Origin of the sequence: Acinetobacter ihumii (assembly GCF_900625095.1) — a bacterium.
GTDB classification, from domain to species: Bacteria; Pseudomonadota; Gammaproteobacteria; order Pseudomonadales; family Moraxellaceae; genus Acinetobacter; species Acinetobacter ihumii.
The window spans coordinates 394983-414159 of sequence record NZ_LR130760.1 but is presented as its reverse complement, the minus strand read 5'-3'; the positions used below and the strand labels follow the sequence as shown (position 1 = coordinate 414159).

Annotated in this window: 23 protein-coding genes; 15 read left to right on the top strand and 8 right to left on the bottom strand. The window is 41.1% G+C overall.

Annotated elements, in window-relative coordinates:
* Positions 1 to 35 precede the first annotated feature (35 nt).
* Together scpB and E0D95_RS01885 are read right to left on the bottom strand one after the other, a co-directional pair.
* Positions 36 to 626 (bottom strand): SMC-Scp complex subunit ScpB, encoded by a 591-nt coding sequence (gene scpB, locus E0D95_RS01890; protein ID WP_130802283.1) that lies wholly within the window; start codon positions 624 to 626, stop codon positions 36 to 38.
* The gene (locus E0D95_RS01885; protein ID WP_130802282.1) at positions 623 to 1414 is read right to left on the bottom strand and encodes a segregation and condensation protein A; all 792 of its coding nucleotides are present in this window, start codon (positions 1412 to 1414) and stop codon (positions 623 to 625) included. Before E0D95_RS01885 ends, scpB begins: the two co-directional genes overlap by 4 nt.
* Before the next feature lie 262 nt (positions 1415 to 1676).
* On the opposite strand from E0D95_RS01885, the gene E0D95_RS01880 reads away from it, so the two are divergent.
* On the top strand, positions 1677 to 2411 hold the full coding sequence (locus E0D95_RS01880) for a GNAT family N-acetyltransferase (protein WP_130802281.1): 735 nt from the start codon (positions 1677 to 1679) through the stop codon (positions 2409 to 2411).
* A gap of 23 nt (positions 2412 to 2434) precedes the next feature.
* Here the strand turns inward: E0D95_RS01880 and E0D95_RS01875 are convergent, their stop codons facing one another.
* Positions 2435 to 3052 carry an L-threonylcarbamoyladenylate synthase gene (locus E0D95_RS01875; protein ID WP_130802280.1) on the bottom strand — a complete coding sequence of 206 codons (618 nt, stop codon included), beginning with the start codon at positions 3050 to 3052 and terminating at the stop codon, positions 2435 to 2437.
* A gap of 130 nt (positions 3053 to 3182) precedes the next feature.
* Positions 3183 to 3845, bottom strand: coding sequence for an elongation factor P hydroxylase (locus tag E0D95_RS01870; RefSeq protein ID WP_130802279.1), 663 nt, complete (start codon positions 3843 to 3845; stop codon positions 3183 to 3185).
* Positions 3846 to 4208: 363 nt separating this feature from the next.
* On the opposite strand from E0D95_RS01870, the gene E0D95_RS01865 reads away from it, so the two are divergent.
* The 6 genes from E0D95_RS01865 (at position 4209) to lysM (ending at position 7916) form a co-directional block, all read left to right on the top strand.
* A complete protein-coding gene (locus E0D95_RS01865) occupies positions 4209 to 4769 on the top strand; it encodes a YceD family protein (protein ID WP_130802278.1) in 561 nt (186 codons plus the stop codon).
* A gap of 79 nt (positions 4770 to 4848) precedes the next feature.
* Positions 4849 to 5034 (top strand): 50S ribosomal protein L32, encoded by a 186-nt coding sequence (rpmF, locus tag E0D95_RS01860; RefSeq protein ID WP_004723964.1) that lies wholly within the window; start codon positions 4849 to 4851, stop codon positions 5032 to 5034.
* A gap of 154 nt (positions 5035 to 5188) precedes the next feature.
* Positions 5189 to 6175: an ACP S-malonyltransferase gene (fabD, locus tag E0D95_RS01855; RefSeq protein WP_130802277.1), complete on the top strand. Its 987-nt coding sequence runs from the start codon at positions 5189 to 5191 to the stop codon at positions 6173 to 6175.
* Entirely contained in the window at positions 6172 to 6906 is a 735-nt protein-coding gene (gene fabG, locus E0D95_RS01850; RefSeq protein WP_130802276.1) for a 3-oxoacyl-ACP reductase FabG, read from the top strand. The genes fabD and fabG overlap by 4 nt, the downstream gene beginning before the upstream one ends.
* An 85-nt stretch (positions 6907 to 6991) precedes the next feature.
* Positions 6992 to 7228, top strand: a complete 237-nt coding sequence (gene acpP / locus E0D95_RS01845) for an acyl carrier protein (protein WP_004991077.1) — start codon at positions 6992 to 6994, stop codon at positions 7226 to 7228.
* 220 nt (positions 7229 to 7448) lie between these two features.
* The gene (gene lysM / locus E0D95_RS01840; RefSeq protein ID WP_130802275.1) at positions 7449 to 7916 is read left to right on the top strand and encodes a peptidoglycan-binding protein LysM; all 468 of its coding nucleotides are present in this window, start codon (positions 7449 to 7451) and stop codon (positions 7914 to 7916) included.
* Between the two features lie 55 nt (positions 7917 to 7971).
* Here the strand turns inward: lysM and E0D95_RS01835 are convergent, their stop codons facing one another.
* Positions 7972 to 8517 carry an NAD(P)H-dependent oxidoreductase gene (locus E0D95_RS01835; protein WP_130802274.1) on the bottom strand — a complete coding sequence of 182 codons (546 nt, stop codon included), beginning with the start codon at positions 8515 to 8517 and terminating at the stop codon, positions 7972 to 7974.
* Positions 8518 to 8621: 104 nt separating this feature from the next.
* Here E0D95_RS01835 and E0D95_RS01830 point away from each other — a divergent pair, with 104 nt between their 5' ends.
* Positions 8622 to 8978 (top strand): winged helix-turn-helix transcriptional regulator, encoded by a 357-nt coding sequence (locus E0D95_RS01830; protein ID WP_130802273.1) that lies wholly within the window; start codon positions 8622 to 8624, stop codon positions 8976 to 8978.
* Between the two features lie 40 nt (positions 8979 to 9018).
* Here E0D95_RS01830 and E0D95_RS01825 read toward each other — a convergent pair whose 3' ends face one another.
* Entirely contained in the window at positions 9019 to 9786 is a 768-nt protein-coding gene (locus E0D95_RS01825; RefSeq protein ID WP_130802272.1) for a hydroxymethylpyrimidine/phosphomethylpyrimidine kinase, read from the bottom strand.
* A 119-nt stretch (positions 9787 to 9905) separates the two neighbouring features.
* On the opposite strand from E0D95_RS01825, the gene E0D95_RS01820 reads away from it, so the two are divergent.
* The 3 genes from E0D95_RS01820 to E0D95_RS01810 all read left to right on the top strand — a co-directional run bounded on the left by E0D95_RS01820 (position 9906) and on the right by E0D95_RS01810 (position 12181).
* A complete protein-coding gene (locus E0D95_RS01820) occupies positions 9906 to 10565 on the top strand; it encodes an HAD-IA family hydrolase (RefSeq protein ID WP_130802271.1) in 660 nt (219 codons plus the stop codon).
* A gap of 93 nt (positions 10566 to 10658) precedes the next feature.
* Complete coding sequence (locus tag E0D95_RS01815) at positions 10659 to 10988, top strand: hypothetical protein (protein ID WP_130802270.1); 330 nt, start codon at positions 10659 to 10661, stop codon at positions 10986 to 10988.
* Between the two features lie 71 nt (positions 10989 to 11059).
* Positions 11060 to 12181 (top strand): acyltransferase family protein, encoded by a 1122-nt coding sequence (locus E0D95_RS01810; protein WP_130802269.1) that lies wholly within the window; start codon positions 11060 to 11062, stop codon positions 12179 to 12181.
* Between the two features lie 24 nt (positions 12182 to 12205).
* Here the strand turns inward: E0D95_RS01810 and hemJ are convergent, their stop codons facing one another.
* Entirely contained in the window at positions 12206 to 12658 is a 453-nt protein-coding gene (gene hemJ / locus E0D95_RS01805; protein ID WP_130802268.1) for a protoporphyrinogen oxidase HemJ, read from the bottom strand.
* A gap of 20 nt (positions 12659 to 12678) precedes the next feature.
* Complete coding sequence (locus E0D95_RS01800; protein ID WP_130802267.1) at positions 12679 to 13908, bottom strand: beta-ketoacyl synthase N-terminal-like domain-containing protein; 1230 nt, start codon at positions 13906 to 13908, stop codon at positions 12679 to 12681.
* A gap of 299 nt (positions 13909 to 14207) precedes the next feature.
* Here E0D95_RS01800 and E0D95_RS01795 point away from each other — a divergent pair, with 299 nt between their 5' ends.
* The 4 genes from E0D95_RS01795 (at position 14208) to fusA (ending at position 19142) form a co-directional block, all read left to right on the top strand.
* The gene (locus tag E0D95_RS01795) at positions 14208 to 15617 is read left to right on the top strand and encodes an EcsC family protein (RefSeq protein WP_130802266.1); all 1410 of its coding nucleotides are present in this window, start codon (positions 14208 to 14210) and stop codon (positions 15615 to 15617) included.
* A gap of 198 nt (positions 15618 to 15815) precedes the next feature.
* The gene (rpsL, locus tag E0D95_RS01790) at positions 15816 to 16190 is read left to right on the top strand and encodes a 30S ribosomal protein S12 (protein WP_000246374.1); all 375 of its coding nucleotides are present in this window, start codon (positions 15816 to 15818) and stop codon (positions 16188 to 16190) included.
* Positions 16191 to 16350: 160 nt separating this feature from the next.
* The gene (rpsG, locus tag E0D95_RS01785; protein ID WP_004750610.1) at positions 16351 to 16821 is read left to right on the top strand and encodes a 30S ribosomal protein S7; all 471 of its coding nucleotides are present in this window, start codon (positions 16351 to 16353) and stop codon (positions 16819 to 16821) included.
* Between the two features lie 182 nt (positions 16822 to 17003).
* Positions 17004 to 19142 (top strand): elongation factor G, encoded by a 2139-nt coding sequence (fusA, locus tag E0D95_RS01780; protein ID WP_130802265.1) that lies wholly within the window; start codon positions 17004 to 17006, stop codon positions 19140 to 19142.
* The last annotated feature ends 35 nt before the right edge of the window (positions 19143 to 19177 follow it).

Here is a 19177-nt window from a genome sequence, read left to right as displayed (position 1 = left end):
ACAACCTTAGAAATAATTGTCAACAGTTCACCTATTCAAGACTTGGCTGCATTGGCATCCAGTGTCATGAAAGCTTCCTTGGCATCCTGTAGGGGAGGCAATTGACCTAGAGAAGCTAGACCAAAAGCATTTAAAAACTGGGGCGTTGTAATCAACAACGCAGGTCTTCCGGGTACATCTCTAAAACCAGATTCTTTAATCCAGTTCCAATCAAATAACGCGCGCAAAATTTGACTATTATTTGAAACACCACGAATCTGTTCAATGTCGGCGCGTGTGACAGGTTGATGATAAGCAATCACAGCAATGGTTTCGAGCATTGATGGTGAAAGCTTGGTCGGACGTTCGGGCCAGACCTGTGTGATTATATTACGATATTTTGAGCGAACCTGAAACCGAAAGCCTTGTGCTGTTTCAATTAGTTCAATCGAACGGCCATGCTGTAATACAGCGAGTTGTTGTAAAAACTGGCGTAATTGTTGTTTATTATATTGATCTTGAAAGGCTTGTTTAAATCGAGCTAATGAAACCGGAGAGTCACTGGCGAATAGAATCGCTTCAATCTGCAACAAAACGTCATGATGAAGATCTTCAGGTGACAACATTGCATTTTGTTCAAGACTCATGTCAAAGCTCCCTGAATGGATAAAGGAGCTTCAATGCCTGTACTCACAATTTTAATGATCTGTTGACGGGTCAATTCTAAAACCGCCATAAAGGTGACGACCATCCCCATACGACCCTGCACTGGATTTAATAATTCATTAAATACCAATACTTGCCCAGATTCGATTTTCTCCTGAATAAACGCCATACGTTCTTCAAGCAAAACAGCTTCCTGTTCAACGTGATGTGTGACCGGTTCAGGACGGTTAAATACACAAAATAGCGCATCGCGTAAGCTTTCAACATCATAACCTTCGTAGATGGGTGCGCTATGACCTAAACCTACATTGGGACTAAAGGTGTCCCGATCTAATATGGAAAGCTGACCTAAACGTTCGGCAGCCTGTTTAATGCGTAGGTAGGTTTCCAGCCGATCAATCAAATCTTGCTTGGGATCTTTCTCTAAAATAATCGCCGCAGGTTTCGGTAAAAGTAAGCGTGATTTTAAATCTGCCAATAATGCAGCCATCACCATATAATCCGCTGTCAATTCAATATTCATGGATTTCATGGCATCCATGTAAGACAAATATTGTGTTGCAATAGGTGCAATGTCGAGTTGAAGTAAATCAAAACCGTTTTTTTGAATCAGGTAAATTAGAAAGTCGAGGGGACCCTCGAAATGTTCAAGTAAAATTTCAAACGCAGCAGGCGGAATATATAAATCTTCGGGGATACCTTCTTGCCATTCGTCCAATACGCGAATCTGCGGCAAAGCATCCGAAACGTTGTTTAAAGCTGGATTCATTACAGTTATTAGCCACGCGAATTTTCAAAAGCATGAGAATCACTTTAGGCAAATGAACACATATGCCAAAAGGGGAGGAGAGATCAGAATGGTTATTATTCTAATAGAAATTTTAGCGTTAATAAATTGTTTAAAACGGCAAAATAGTAATTAAATAAGCACTATTTTATCGCTAAATAGCATGCTATTTGTGTGATACTGATATTTCATTAAAAAATTACCTAGATTAAACCCATCAGTTTTATGGGTATTGGATAAAATAATGAGCGACTACTTAAAAACAGAATTCAATGCGTTCGGTCAAGCAGTTGGTGCACCGGTAGAACCATCAATACCCGTTGCATATCCTTTTGAAAAATTATCAGGTCAGTATGTTGAATTGCTACCGATCAAAGCCAATCACAGTGATGATTTTTATCTGGATCAACTTTGGCAAACAGTGAATACGGAACCCAATGCTGGCTGTTGGACCTATTTGCCCTATTCTGGGTTTGAAACTCGAGAAATGCTAAAACAGCAACTTCAAAATAACTTTGGTTTTCATCCATCATTTCACTATTTGATTGTGGTGAATCATGAAGCGGTAGGTTGGATTGCATTGCTCAATCCACGGTTGGCACATGCGGCCATTGAAATCGGGAATGTCTATTTTTCGCATCGTTTAAGACGGAGTACCGCAGCAAGTGAAGCAGTTTTTCTATTACTAAAAGCATGTTTTGCACAGAATTTCCGACGTATAGAATGGAAATGTGACGATTTTAATGAACCTTCTAAACGTGCGGCTTTGCGCTTTGGTTTTTCTTTTGAAGGATTGTTCCGCAAAGATCGTATCGTCAAAGGTCGTAATCGAAATACCACATGGTTTTCCATCATCGACGAAGATTGGAATCCTCTGAAAGCTGGCTATGAAGCATGGCTAAGTCCAGAGAATATTGATCAAAATGGTCAGCAACAGCAGCATTTAAATGATCTAATTATGCAATTTAGACCCTTATAGATAGTCGTCTATTGTCCAGTGCGTTATTCAAACGCACTGACATCTCCAGCACCATGACGAACCACTTCAGGATTGTCTCCTGATAAATCGACGATACTGGTGGTGGTCAAGGTGCCAAATCCACCATCAATGAATACATCAACTCGTTTCGCCAATTGATTTTCAATGTCATAAGGATCATCTAATGGATCTTCCTGACCGGGTAAAATGAGAGTACTGGTCAAAATCGGCTCACCAAGCTCTTGTAATAATGCCTGACAAATCGGATTGGTGGGAATACGTAGCCCAATGGTTTTCTTTTTGGGATGCATCAAACGTTTAGGAACTTCACTGGTGGCAGGTAGAATATAAGTGGTAATAGAAGGGGTATTGGCTTTGAGTAAACGGTACATGGCATTGTCGACTTTGGCATAGGTTGCAATATCGGATAAATCACAACACATAATTGCATATTGATGCTTAGGACCGAGTCCACGAATTTGTGCAATACGATCCATCGCACTTTTATTGCCAATTTGACAACCAATTGCATAGGCTGCATCGGTTGGATAGATCACAACATCGCCTGCTCGAATACGTTCAACTGCCTGAGTAATTAATCGGGCTTGCGGATTTTCTGGGTGAATATGCAAATGCAACATGTCTTGATCCTCCTAAGAAAAATGTTATTGTTGTAAAGTGTCACTTTTATTCAATTACATCATCTATTTAATCACATTGAATCGCTAAAATCGGTGATGAGAAGTTGCGGTTATGTAATTAAATACAGCTTTAATCGAGGAAGGCACGGTTGAATTCATCAATTTCTAAAGCTCTACCATCACGAGTGCATAAACAAATACATTGAATAAAATACGCGGCATCCTGTGGTAACTTGGTTTCACCTGAAAAATAGCGTTGTACTTGCATAAAGACATGATCTTTAAACAATGCTCCATCTCCCCCGTCACCCGTTAAATTATCTAAAGAAACACGAAATTTTCGACCAAATGCAGTTGCAAATAGCCATTCTATTGCTTGAGGTTTAATTTCGACTTGTTCAAAAAGACGTTGTTGTTCAAGCGTTCGACCATCAGGTGCGTACCAATAGCCTAAATCGGGCAATAAACGGCGTTTTTTACCAGCAATACTCCAGTGACTAATTTCATGTAAGGCACTATTGAAAAAACCATGCGCAAACTGGATTTTTGCAGGTTCTTGATTTTGTGCAGGGAAATATTCTGGTTCAATCTCACCTTTGACTAGTGTCACATTTTGGTGGGAAAACCAGTGATTAAAGTGTAAAATAAGCCACTCAACCTGATCATGTTCTGTTTGTAGGCTTTGCCATGGTGAGAGTTGCACTGTATCAGACAACAGGGCAGAGTGAAGGGTTGAATGGGTGCTAACAAGTAATGAAGTTGTTACTTCAGGTTGCGGCTGCAACAGGTGCATTGCTGTGTTACCATGAGTTCTGTCTAAATTAGTACAAAATTGTATCTTAATCTTTGACAGAGTACCGATGAATTTGTAGAATTGCCGCCCACAGGGTCTGCTGACAGTTCAAATGTAACTTGCGTTGCAAAGTAAAATTGTCATAGACGAGGAATGAAACGTAGTTAATGGCGATTCCCTTGACAAGTTTCATGACGATGGTTAGGGCAATTTTACTAGCAACCCGTAGGGACAGGGACATTTTTTGACGCTACTGCGTTACGTATTGCTCATTTAGAAGGCTAAATTACGCAATTCGTGCCTTGTATCCTCTAAAAATTATCCACTGTCGCAACTATATTTGAACTGTCAACAGACCCTCTTATGTCAGCAAATACCTTTCCGGCACAGATTGAGCCGTTTAAATGGGCTGAACAAGGCTTTACATGGTCAGGAACACTGCCATTGTCTCGCTTTGCTCGTATTGCTCGTGAAGCTGTTGGATCAATTGATAAGCAATTGATCTCTATAGACTGTAAGCTATCAATGGATGCGTATCATCGCGTTGTGTGGTTTGATGGTCATGTTGAAACAAAAGTTCCATTGGAATGTCAGCGTTGTCTGGAGCCCGTGGAAATTGCTCTTGTTTCAGATTTCCATTTAGCACTGGTCGATGATGAGTCACTGATAGAGCGCTTGGATGAGGATGCTGATTTCATCGTCTTGGGCGAAAGTGAATCTTCAACAAAGGGTGATTTTGCCACCCCGTCGACTGTTGATTTACTGTCACTCATAGAAGATGAACTGTTATTGTTGATGCCGCTGTCTCCTAAGCATGTGTCTTGTGAGCATAAGCATCAACCAGCCGTTGAGGACGTTGTCGAAGAAAAACGTGATAATCCGTTTGATGTTTTGGCAAGTTTGAAAGGCAAACTTAATTCATAGCACAATTTGTGTTATTATGTTGAGTTAAGACAACTGAATTTGTTCTGATCCATTTTTTCGATCTTTGTAAGGAGCCATCATGGCCGTTCAGCAAAACCGTAAAAGTCGCTCTCGCCGTGACATGCGCCGTTCACATGACGCTTTAACCGAGAATGCATTAACTGTAGACCAAACTACAGGTGAAACTCATCGTCGTCACCACGTGACTAAAGATGGTTTTTACCGTGGTCGTCAATTGTTCGCTAAAGCAGCTGATGCTGAATAATTGAGTGAATTTGCATGAAAGCGTGATGCTTAAGTGTAGAAAAAATGGGAGCGAAAGCTCCCTTTTTTTGTTGCTTTTCGCAATTATCAAGCGATCGAATAAGTGTTAAATTTCTGCCTCGTAAACGAGCTAAGACGAAATAAAGGATTTTTATATGTCTGCTAAGCGACTTGAGCAAGTGGCTCAAGCAACCAAAACTGCATTTTTGTTTCCGGGTCAAGGATCACAAAAAGTCGGCATGCTTGCTGAACTTGCTGAACAGTTTAGTGGTGTGCAACAGACCTTTGCTGAAGCGTCAGATGCACTTGGTTTTGACTTATGGCACATTGCACAAAGTGGTGAAGGATTAGATCAGACTGAAAATACCCAGCCTGTCTTGCTCACTGCCAGTATTGCCTTGTGGCGTGTTTGGCTGGATTTAGGTGGGATCGCTCCAAAATACTTGGCTGGACATTCATTGGGTGAATATAGTGCATTGGTTGCAGCACAAGCATTGAGCCTTGCTGATGCGGTGAAATTGGTCAATTTGCGCGGTAAGTTGATGCAAAGTGCTGTTCCACAAGGTCAGGGTGCGATGGCTGCAATCTTAGGTCTAGCTGATGAAAAAGTGGTTGAGTTATGCCAAAGCGTATCTGCATCTGGACAAGGTTCGGTTGAAGCCGCAAATTATAATGCGCAAGGTCAAGTGGTGATTGCAGGTTCTACTGCATTGGTGAATGAAGTCATGGCACTTGCCAAAGAACAATCAGGTAAAGCGATTGCCCTGCCTGTGTCAGTACCGTCACATTGTTCACTCATGAAACCTGCGGCAGAACAATTTGCGATTGCGTTGGAACAAACTGCCATTGAGCTACCGCATATACCTGTAATACAAAATGTCAACGCGGCAATCGCGACCGATGTTGCGCAATTACGTCAGGCACTTACGGCTCAATTGTATCAATCAGTACAATGGACACGCACCATGCAATATTTGCAGGATCAAGGGATTCAGTATGTGGTTGAGTGCGGTCCGGGTACAGTACTGAGCAACCTTGCGAAACGTTTGCCAAATATAGAAAAGGCATTTGCAATTGATAGCAAAAGTCGTATGGAAGATGCTCTAAACGCAGTTTTAGTGGCGGAAGGAAAAATTGCATGACACAACAACGTAAAGTTGCTTTAGTGACAGGTGCGAGCCGTGGTATTGGCGCGGCAATTGCACAGCAACTTATTCAAGACGGTTTTTTTGTCGTTGGGACAGCAACGAGCGAATCGGGTGCTCAAAAATTATCAGAGCAGTTTGGTGAGCAGGGTGTAAGTTTAGTATTGGATGTTCGTCATCTGGATCAAATCGAAGCCGTTGTTTCAAACATTGAACAAAATTATGGTCCAGTGTTGGTATTGGTCAACAATGCAGGCATCACTCGTGACAATCTGTTACTACGTATGTCTGAAGATGACTGGGACGACATTTTAAATATTCATTTAAAAGCGGTTTATCGGTTATCAAAACGTGTGTTAAAAGGCATGACCAAAGCCCGTTTTGGACGTATTATCAATGTCAGTTCAGTGGTTGCACATTTTGCCAATCCGGGTCAAGCCAACTACTCAGCGGCTAAAGCAGGTATCGAGGCATTTAGCCGCAGCCTTGCCAAGGAAATGGGAAGTCGCCAGATTACGGTAAACAGTGTTGCACCTGGTTTTATTGCAACTGAAATGACAGAGAGCTTAAGCGAAGATCTTCGCAAAAAAATGAGTGATCAGGTTGCGCTAGGTCGTCTTGGCGAGCCACAAGATATCGCAAATGCAGTAAGTTTCCTCGCTTCAGATCAAGCAAGTTACATTACTGGTACGGTATTACATGTAAATGGTGGTTTATACATGGCTTAAGGCTGATGGATAAACTTTTAAAATATTCAATATTCAATTAAACTAACGGCAATTAAAAACGCCACAAGCAATGAGGAGAATTCCTGTGAGCGATATCGAACAACGTGTTAAGCAAGCAGTCGCAGAACAACTTGGTATGAAAGTTGAAGAGATCAAAAACGAAGCATCTTTTATGGATGATTTGGGTGCTGACTCTCTTGATCTAGTTGAACTTGTAATGTCTTTCGAAAATGACTTCGACATCACGATTCCTGATGAAGATTCTAACGAAATTACAACTGTTCAATCAGCTATTGATTATGTAACCAAAAAATTGGGTTAATGAATCAGTGTTGATAAAAGCCACCGCAAGGTGGTTTTTTTATAGCTGTGACAAGAACGCCTCGAGAGAACAGGAAGCAAAAATAAGAAAATGATCCAATAAGTTACATATTGTTACCTGATTAAAGCGAACAGACACCCTAACTCAGTTATTTTTTCAGTATAACTATAAGGGCTTTACATTTATTTCATGATCAAAATAATCATTATAGGAGACAATCATGGGTCTTTTTGATTTTGTAAAAGGTATTGGTAAGAAGAATCAGGCAAAAACAGAACAACCAGCCGCAACCCCTGCTGAACCCACCGCTCAAGAAATCGCAAATCAGCTTTTAGCACACATTAAAAGCTTAGGTCTGCCTGTTGAGGGCTTAGTGGTCAACTATAACAGCACTTCAGATTTAGCGACGATTCAGGGTAAAGTAAAAAGTCAGGCAGACAAAGAAAAAATTGTATTGGCTGTGGGCAATATTGATCATGTTGCAAAAGTGGATGATCAAATGACGGTTGAAACACCAGAACCTGAAAGTAAATTTTATACGGTGAAATCTGGCGATAACTTATCGAAAATTTCAAAAGAATATTATGGTGATCCAAACCAGTACAATAAAATTTTTGAAGCCAACAAACCACTTTTGAAAAATGCAGATGATATTTATCCAGGTCAGGTATTGCGTATTCCGCAATAACTCAATGATCTGAACAAAACAGCGCATATAAAAATATTGCGCTGTTTTTTTTGTTTTATCTCACAATATTTTGAATGACTTGAATAAGTGCCTGTCCATGAGTTTGAGCTCTGTGCTCTATCATTTTGGGACTGAAGCCTGAGACAAGAGAAACCTCATATAAAATATGCGGCTGCTGATATTGCATTTGTGTATATTCGGCTGAATACCGAATGGATTGCAAAAATTGATCAACTAAATGTATTCCATTAGGCTGAATATAATTTTGTTCAGCTTGACCAACGGTCATACTAATAAGTAATTGTTTATATTTAAGTTTGTCACCTTCAGAGCCATAAGCAAACTGATAACTAAAAACCTCATCAAACCAGACTTTAAGAATGGCAGGCATATTAAACCAATACATAGGATATTGCAGGATGATCAAATCATGACGTAGTAATGCAGCTTGCGCCGCTGCAATGTCAATTTTGTAGTCTGGATACAACTGATGAATGTTTCGAATTTCAATATCAGGGTCGTGCTGGGTAAGTTGTTGAATAATTACTTTGTTTGCAATGGATTGATGAAAATTGGGATGAGCGAGGATCACAAGAGACATATAGGTTACCTTAATTTAAGCTATAAAAATGATAGTGACTAAAATTATTTTAGTGGTATGTTGGAGGAGTACAATAACTATCAGAATAGATAGCTGAGACATTTATGTTTGAACCAACGAATAATTGTGAAGTCACTTTTAATGGAAAAAACTATCCATGTCCGATTAGTATGGCTATGGATTTGATTGGTGGTCGATGGAAAGGCGTGATTCTTTATTATTTGCAAGACGAAGAAAAACGTTTTAGTGAACTAAAACAATTAATGCCGACGATTACTGAAATGACTTTGAGTATTCAGCTTAAACAGTTGGAAAAAGATGGCTTTATTTCCAGAACGGTTTATGGTGACAGACCACCGATTAAAGTGGTTTATGCATTAACAGATTTTGGCAACTCTTTTAAACCTGTATTAGATGCACTTTCACTTTGGTCGCATCAGATGGTGGGGCAGTTACCCTAAGGCAAGAAATTTACTATTTTCTTGCTTGGGTGATCTAAACTCAAAACCGCTTTGGAATTTTTTGCCCATTCGGAACTGGTGTTTCTGCATTTTTTAATACGCCAAACAGCCAGACTTCGGCATGCTGAACTGCAATTTTTAAATCATCTCCAAGTGCTAGACGACCTGCGATATAACTCGCTAACGAACAGCCTGAACCATGATATTCACCTTCAAGGCGTGGACAAGTGCTTTCGGCAATCAGTTCCCCCTGAACATACAGTTGATTACGAATGAAATCAGGGGTTGCTTCATGACCACCTTTGACTAAAACCGCGTTTGCACCCATTTCAAATAACTTTTGAGTTGCTGCGTCTAAGTCATCAAGGCTTGTTAAAGCACGTAATTCAACTGTATTCGGTGTCAAAACTGTCGCAAGTGGAATGAGTTCAACAAATGCTTGAACCAGTGTCGCTTGGTCACCTAAAGAGCCTCCGCTATTGGCAACCAATACAGGGTCAAGCACATATTGATAGTCGGGATGCTCACGTAAAAACTGTGCAAGTGCCGCAATATTGTCGGTGGTTCCTAACATGCCTGATTTAACACAACGAATGGGCAAATCATGAACAACCGCATTGGCTTGGGCAAGTAATAGTTCTTTTGAGGTGGCTTCAAAACCAAAAACTTGTTGTGAGTTTTGAATGGTCAGAGCTGTGCACGCGATAGCAGCATGTGCACCGCTTTGCCCAATGGCTTCAATATCGGCTTGTAACCCAGCACCGCCAGACGGATCAAGACCAGAGAAACAAAGTACGGTTGGGCGCACAGTTATTATCCTTAAAATGTTCAATATGCGTTAGTATAGGCAAGTTTGAGCAAAGACTCGACCCTATTTCAGGGAGTACTTTGATTCATTTTAACCCATATGTGATTTGAGTGTAATTTGTGAGCGTAGTAAAAAATATTCTAATTGATCTGGATGGAACTCTAACTGATCCCAAAGTGGGAATCACCACCTCAGCGCGTTATGGTTTAAACAAAGTGGGTTTTCCAATTGCGGATCATGACAATATTGACTGGATCATTGGGCCGCCTTTAAAAGCCTCACTCGCTAAAATGATGAATGTTGATGCAAATCATGATCTGGCAGAACAGGCATTGTTAGGATATCGTGAACGTTTTTCAGTCACAGGTTTATTTGAAAATGAATTGTATCCCGATGTGGTAGATACTTTGAATACACTTAAAAATCAAGGTTATCAGCTGTATTTGGCCACTGCAAAACCGCATGTGTATGCGATACGTATCTTGGAACATTTCGATTTACTCAAATACTTTACTCATCCCTATGGAAGTGAACTCACAGGTGAGCGTACCAATAAAGGCGATTTGATTGCTTATATTTTGGAACAAGAGCAATTAAACCCTGCTGAGTGCTTAATGGTCGGGGATCGTGAACATGATATTTTAGGTGCACGTCGTCATGGCATTGAAACCGTCGCGGTCGAGTATGGTTATGGCTCTGAACAAGAATTAGACTTGGCGGCACCCAAATATAAAATTAAACGTTTTAGTCAACTGCTGGATATATTGATGAAAAAATAGATCCATCAATTGATACCAAACCTGAACAGCATGATACCAGACACTCTTTTATGATGAGATACAATAATAAGTCATGACTATGATGGAGCTGGGATGCTAAAACAATTAACCCTAAGTGCTGTGCTAATATCAGGTTTGGTGGCTTGCCATACATTTCCACATGCTGATTCTTCTAAGCAAATACAGGTGGCTAAATCACTACAAGGCAAACAATGTGAACAGCAAGCTTTGAATATCTCGGAACTCAAGCAACAGTTAGAAGTTCAACACATCCATATTTATACTGAATCTGTGGGGCATGATGGCATGATGCGACCTCAAGTCTGCGGTGCGCCAGATGGAAAAATTGCAATTTTTAATATTGACCAAAAACAATTGGCTCAGGCACAAGCACTTGGCTTTGTGATCTATTCAGCGCAATAAAACCAAATCTCTTAATATATCTTTAGCTAGACCAAATGGATAACTCGTTTGGCTGAACAAATTTAAAACTTATGCGAAATGATAAAATTGACATCCTAAGAGGTGTTTCCATTGTTCTGGTGCTGCTGCATCATTTTAATATTCCTTATAAATTGCACGATACATGGTTAGGTGTTTCTGTTTTTGGGGAGCCTTTAAGCACACTCATTGCTCGAAATGGCAATTATGGTGTAACGATGTTTTTTGTGATTTCAGGCTTTTTAATTACCCAGCATACTTTGCGAAGGCATGGTAGCCTTGCTCAGATTCAGCTTAAAGATTTCTATATTCGCCGTGTCGCAAGAATTATGCCTTGTTTGATACTTTTGGTTGCAATGGTCACGATATTGGGTTGCTTTGGGCTACAACCCTTTTTGAATCAAGCTCCGAATGGCATTGAAGTGTCTTATGGACTCACCATTTTTGCTGCTTTTAGCTTCTGGATGAATATCCTGATTATTGAATATGGCTGGGTGAATTATGCCTTGGGTGTACTTTGGTCACTTTCAGTCGAAGAAGTGTTTTATCTGGCATTTCCATTGCTATGCTTTGCACTGGCGAGAGGAAAAGCCTTTGTGGTATTTCTGCTATTAATTATTGCGTATGCGCCGTATTTTCGTTCGCTACATTTTGGTGGAGAAAGTGGGGCATATCTTTATCATTATTTTTCTAGTTTTGATGGGATTGCGCTCGGTTGTTTGACGGCTTTATTCGCTCAGAAATTTTCGATACAACTGGCTCACACCAAATGGATCGTACCTGTTTTGATATTGTTGATGATCTGTTTGTATGTCTATGCGCCAATTAAAGAGGTGAGTACATGGAGTATCAGTCTCTTTGCATTATTTAGTGCAGGGCTGATATTTTGTTTTGTTCAACAATCGCAAGCGCATCATCTTTCTATTCTTTCAAAAATGATGATCTGGGTAGGGCGACGCAGTTATGAAATGTATTTATTTCATCTCATTGTTTTGGGGTTAATTAAAGTTATCTATTTTCCTAAAACGACTTTTGCTGATCAGAAAATGATGTTGTTGGTAATCTTTTTCTTCGGGACATTTGTCCTGAGTTGGCTCATTGAAAAATATTATTCTGCGCCGTTAAATCATATCATTCGGCAGAAATGGATCACAAAAAAGCCTCAGATTGACTGAGGCTTTAGAGGGTGAATATCTGTGTTAAAACTGTGGTTTAACCACCACCAAGATCACCACAGCAAATAAAATCAAGGTTGGCATTTCATTAAAAAAACGCCAGAATTTGTGTGATTTATAATGAGCATTGCCAATCAGTTTTTTGCGGTAATAACCACACACAAAATGGTAAATCACCAATAGGGCGACCAAAGCAACTTTAAGATAAAACCACAGTGCCTGATGGTAGTGCTGTGTCGCATCGCCCCAATCCACTAAAAAGTGGGCAGTAATTAATGTGGCGATCATAGATGGCCACATAATTCCGCGATACAACTTTCGCTCCATCACTTCAAAGCGTTGATGACTGATCGCATCTTCGCTCATGGCGTGATAGACATAAAGTCGTGGCAAATAGAACAATGCCGCGAACCAACACACGACTGCAATAATATGTAATGCTTTTACCCAGAGGAAAGCATCAGAAGGTGCATCCATTGATTATCCCCAGTGGGATATTAGGCATCCCACTTTTTGAAAATAAGGCAGGCATTTACACCGCCAAAACCAAAACTGTTACTCATGACAGTATTCAATTTTGCATCACGTTTTTCAAGTACGATATCAAAACCTTTAGCACCTTCATCCAATTCAGTCACATTAATGTTAGGCGCAATAAAGTCATTTTGCATCATCAGAACAGAGTAAATCGCTTCTTGTACGCCAGCGGCACCCAAGCTGTGACCTGTCATCGACTTGGTTGAGCTGATCGCTGGGACTTGACCTTCACCAAATGCGCGTTCCATGGCTTTAAGCTCAGTCACGTCACCTGCTGGTGTTGAAGTACCATGTGTGTTGACATAGTCGATTTTATCTACACCATGTTGTTTGGCTTCATCTAGTGCCATCAAGATACAACGTGTTGCACCTTCACCACTTGGCGCAACCATATCTGCACCGTCCGAGTTTGCAGCGTAAGCCACAACTTCAGCAAGGATGTTTGCACCACGTGCTTGAGCATGTTCAAGTGATTCAAGCACCACGAAACCGCCACCGCCCGCAATTACAAAACCATCGCGGTCAGCAGAATAAGGACGTGAAGCGGTTCCAGGGGTGTCGTTGTATTTTGAACACAAGGCACCCATGGCATCAAACAATAAACTTTGTGACCAGTGATCTTCTTCGCCGCCACCGGCAAGCATTAAATCCTGCTTGCCCAATTGAATCAGGTTAAATGCATAACCAATTGCATCAGCAGACGTTGCACATGCGCTGGTAATTGAGTGTGCAACACCTTGTAATTTGAATGCCACACCCACGTTTGCCGTAATGGTATTACTCATATTACGTGGTACAAAGAACGGGCCAATTTTACGTGCACCTTTTTCTTCGAGTAATTCGACCATTTCAACTACAGAATGCGTTGAGTTGCCGCCGCTACCGCCTGCAATCCCATAACGAGGATTACCCGCCAAGTCTTCAACTTGTAAGCCAGCATGTTGTACGGCATCAACTGCTGCATTGTAAGCGTACATGGCACATACGCCCATGAAACGTTTAATTTTACGATCAATATGGTCAAAATTTTGTTCTGCTGCTGCACTGACATGGCTTTTAAAATTAAGTTCAGCATAGGCTGGATTAAAACGTGTTCCAGAGATTCCATTTTGCAGTGAATGAGTGACTTCTTCTAGAGAGTTACCGATGCATGAATTGATTCCCATGCCAGTGATTACAACACGTTTCATCTACAGATCCCTTATATGGTAATGGTTTTGAGTTGACCGAAATTTGACATTTTGATAATAGGAGAGTTTAAAGCCAAGAAGTCGTATCACTCATTGTTTGACATTAGCATCATCATACCAGAAAGCATTTTCAATTCTTATGGCAAATCTTATGCGCATTTCATAAAGACACAAGTGGCATGAAATGACGGTGTTTTAAGACAATGCTTTACCAAATGAAACAGATTAAAGTTGAGATAAGTCCACACTACACCTAGTATTTATAACTAAACGCAATAATCAAAACATAGAGGTAATGAATGACAAATTCTAATAATAATCAATCGCAAAGTTTGCTATCGACTGCCTTTGGAGTGGCTAAAAAGCTCAGTTCGAGTGGTTTGAATGCTCTGGGTCACGTTGCACCTGGTACAGTGGCCAAAATAAATACCGTCGTGGATGCAACACAAACGATTGAGGGCAGTGCGCGAGTAAAAAATCCTTTGGAAGTTGAAAAATTTGATAGCCCACAACAAATGATGCGTCAACATTTACCTAAAGTATCACAGCAGCTTTTAGGTCGTAACTATAATCGTGTTTATAGCGTTGCCAGTTTTTTAACTCCAGATATTAACGAAAAAATTTCTGATTATTTATTTACACGTCTGAATGACTTTACAGAACAACTGAGTTCGGTTGAAAAAGTACTCGATGAAGCGGGTGCAAGAAGCTTAGAAGAACTGAAAGCCAATCCAGACCGTTCGCAGCGTATTAGTCAGGCACTGATTGAACAAAATAAATTATTTGCCATCGCGCAGGGTGCTTTAAGTGGTGCGACAGGGGTATTCGGGGCTGCGGTTGATGTCCCTTTTTCGATTGCCTTGGCATTACGTACAATTTACCAGACAGGGCGGTCACACGGGTTTGAATTAAACCAGCAACAAGAACAAGATCTTGTCGAGTTTATCTTTAAAGAAGTGGATTTAAGTTTAGTTGCTGAAAAGCAGACTTTGCTTTTGGGGATAAAAACCTTAAAAAACATGCTTGAAACACATAATTTGTCGCAGTTCCAGCAGTTATTAGGTTCTTCTAATGATGCAGATGTCCTAAAACAATGGCTGTTGGATGAGCAGGGGCAATTTAAATACCCATGGTTAAATCATTTCTCTAAAGTGTCCTTGATTGGTAAATTGACCCCGATTGCTGGTGCAACAGTCAGTGCGATTTATAGCTGGCGTTTGGTTGAAGATGCCGGTCAAAAAGCGCAAGCGATTTTTGGTGGAGCACGTCACTATCTGCTTGAGCATCCAGATGAACAGTTATCTCCTTTAAATGCCTATCTGGCTTTGGAAAAACAAATTGGGCAACCGAAAACTTTACTTGCAGCTTCAAAGGCAGCAGAAAAGACATCAGAAAGTTCTGATCTAACTGAACCTACCCAAAGTTTAAAGCAGGAAATCAACGTTCCAGTGAGTTCTGATGGCATTGCCAAAGTGACCGTAAAGCCAAGAAAACCACGCACTGCAAAAACGCAACAGGATTCGACAGAAAAAGTAGAGCAGGGCATTCATTCACTGGCTGAACAATACGTTGAGCCGCATGAACAAACCGAACAGCAACCTGCATTGACTGAAAAATCAGAGCCAGCACCCGCCTTGCAATCTGAAGAAGCCGAAGTTGCACCTGAAAAACCAAAGCGTAAACGTACCACCAAGCCTAAAGCTGAATAAACTGAACGAGTGTTGTCATCAAAATTTAAACAAAATCTGCTAGCGTGCTGTTGAATAAAAAGCATAGCAATGCAAGAAATGGTCAACATTTGCACCTACTGCCAATGTTGACCATTTTTATATCTTGGCTTACAATTGTATGCCCTCAAAAAGAGGTGTTTTCTTTTTGAGGTTTTTTATTAACGGGAGAATTGCCATATGGCAACAACAAATCAGTTGATCCGTAAGGGTCGCACAACTTTGGTTGAAAAATCCAAAGTTCCTGCGTTGAAGGCTTGTCCACAACGTCGTGGTGTATGTACACGTGTTTATACCACTACCCCTAAAAAACCTAACTCAGCAATGCGTAAGGTTTGCCGTGTTCGCTTGACTTCTGGTTTTGAAGTATCTAGCTACATCGGTGGTGAAGGTCATAACCTACAAGAGCACAGTGTTGTTCTTATCCGTGGTGGTCGTGTTAAAGACTTACCAGGTGTACGTTACCATACCGTTCGTGGTTCTTTAGACTGTGCTGGTGTGAAAGATCGTAACCAGTCTCGTTCTAAATACGGTGCGAAACGTCCTAAGAAATAATTCTTAGCCGTTCAAAGCTGCAATCCTTTAGCGTTTCGCTTGTTTGAATTCTTAAAAGATTTGAAATTCAAGCGACGTATAGTAAGGCCAGCGTAGCGTGCATGACACTTGCACAATCTGCTGGATCACCCTGAAGTGTCATATTTATAGGTAGTTTAAAATGCCAAGACGTCGCGTAGTCGCTGCTCGTGAGATCCTTCCAGATCCAAAATTTAGCAGCCAAACAATCGCTAAATTCATGAACCACGTTATGCAAGATGGTAAAAAATCTGTCGCAGAAGGTATCGTTTACGGTGCTTTAGAACGTGTTCAAGAAAAAAACAAAGTAGATCCAGTTGAATTTTTTGAAGCTACGCTTGAAAAAGTTCGTCCTATGGTCGAAGTAAAAGCACGCCGTGTTGGTGGTGCTACTTATCAAGTACCTATGGAAGTACGCCCATCCCGTCGTACTGCCCTAGCAATGCGTTGGTTAGTAGATGCTGCTGCAAAGCGTTCTGAAAAAACTATGGCTTTACGTCTTGCTGGCGAGTTGCTTGATGCAGCTGAAGGCAAAGGTGCTGCAATTAAAAAACGTGAAGACGTGCACCGTATGGCTGAAGCGAACAAAGCCTTCTCTCATTACCGTTTCTAAGCGGATAAAACAGTCCCTTATCAGGAGAATATTCATGCGTACTGCATCTCGATTTAACATCGCACTTTACCCTAGCGGGGGATTTGCGGGTATTTAAGTTGCCCCACCGTGAGTATTCGCGCGCATCAATTTCATATTGGTGCGTCCTGTTTTAAACATCATATTTAGGAATGTAAGTCATCATGGCTCGTCAAACCCCGATTACTCGTTACCGTAACATCGGTATTTCTGCTCACATTGATGCAGGTAAAACTACAACAACTGAACGTATTTTGTTCTACACAGGTGTATCTCACAAAATTGGTGAAGTACACGACGGTGCAGCAACAATGGACTGGATGGAACAAGAGCAAGAGCGTGGTATTACCATTACTTCTGCTGCAACCACTTGTTTCTGGTCTGGCATGGGTAACCAATTTGAGCAACATCGTATCAACGTGATTGATACCCCGGGACACGTAGACTTCACCATCGAAGTTGAACGTTCTATGCGTGTTCTTGATGGTGCGTGCATGGTTTACTGTGCAGTTGGTGGTGTACAACCTCAGTCTGAGACTGTATGGCGTCAAGCGAACAAATATAAAGTGCCTCGTTTGGCATTTGTGAACAAGATGGACCGTACTGGTGCCAACTTCTTCCGTGCAGTTGAACAAGTAAAAACCCGTTTGGGCGGTAATCCTGTGCCTATCGTTGTGCCAATTGGTGCAGAAGATACGTTCCAAGGTGTTGTTGACCTGATCGAAATGAAAGCAATCATCTGGGATGAAGCTTCTCAAGGTATGAAGTTTGAATACGGCGAAATCCCTGCTGATCTTGTTGATACTGCAAACGAATGGCGTACCAACATGGTTGAAGCAGCTGCTGAAGCTTCTGAAGACTTGATGGACAAATACCTAGAAGAGGGTGATCTTTCTAAAGAAGACATCATCGCTGGTCTTCGTGCGCGTACATTGGCATCTGAAATTCAAGTGATGCTTTGTGGTTCTGCGTTCAAGAACAAAGGTGTTCAACGTATGTTGGATGCTGTGATTGAATTCCTTCCGTCTCCGACAGAAGTAAAAGCAATCGAAGGTATTCTTGACGACAAAGCTGAAACTAAAGCATCTCGTGAAGCATCTGACGAAGCACCGTTCTCTGCGCTTGCGTTCAAAATCATGAACGACAAATTCGTAGGTAACTTGACTTTCGTACGTGTCTATTCTGGTGTTCTTAAACAAGGTGACCCAGTATATAACCCTGTGAAGTCTAAGCGTGAACGTATTGGTCGTATCGTGCAAATGCATGCGAACGAACGTCAAGATCTTGATGAAATCCGTGCAGGTGATATCGCAGCGTGTGTAGGTCTTAAAGACGTAACTACTGGCGATACATTGTGTGATGAGAAAAACATCATTACCCTTGAGCGTATGGAATTCCCAGAGCCAGTAATTTCATTGGCTGTTGAACCAAAAACTAAAGCTGACCAAGAAAAAATGTCAATTGCTTTAGGTCGTTTGGCGAAAGAAGATCCATCGTTCCGTGTTCGTACAGATGAAGAATCTGGTCAAACGATTATTGCGGGTATGGGTGAGCTTCACCTTGACATTATTGTTGACCGTATGAAGCGTGAATTCGGTGTTGAAGCGAACATTGGTAAACCAATGGTTGCTTACCGTGAAACGATCAAAAAGTCGATTGAACAAGAAGGTAAGTTCGTACGCCAAACAGGTGGTAAAGGTAAATTCGGTCACGTCTATGTCCGTCTTGAACCGCTTGATGTTGATGAATCTGGTAAAGAATACGAATTCGCTGAAGAAGTTGTAGGTGGTGTAGTACCTAAAGAATTCTTTGGTGCAGTTGATAAAGGTATTCAAGAACGTATGAAGAATGGTGTCTTGGCTGGTTACCCTGTTGTGGGTATCAAAGCGACATTGTTCGACGGTTCTTACCATGATGTCGACTCTGACGAATTATCGTTCAAAATGGCAGGTTCTTATGCCTTCCGTGATGGTTTCATGAAAGCAGACCCTGTTCTTCTTGAGCCAATCATGAAAGTTGAAGTAGAAACTCCAGAAGACTACATGGGCGATATCATGGGTGACTTAAACCGTCGTCGTGGTATGGTTCAGGGTATGGACGATCTTCCTGGTGGAACAAAAGCAATTAAAGCAGAAGTTCCATTGGCTGAGATGTTTGGTTACGCGACTCAAATGCGTTCTATGTCTCAAGGTCGTGCAACATACTCAATGGAATTTGCTAAATATGCTGAAACTCCACGTAACGTGGCAGAAGGCATCATCGCTAAATTCCAGTCAGGCGGTAAAAAAGGTGACGACGAGTAATCTTTCGATTACTATAAGCCCAAACTAATTTTTAG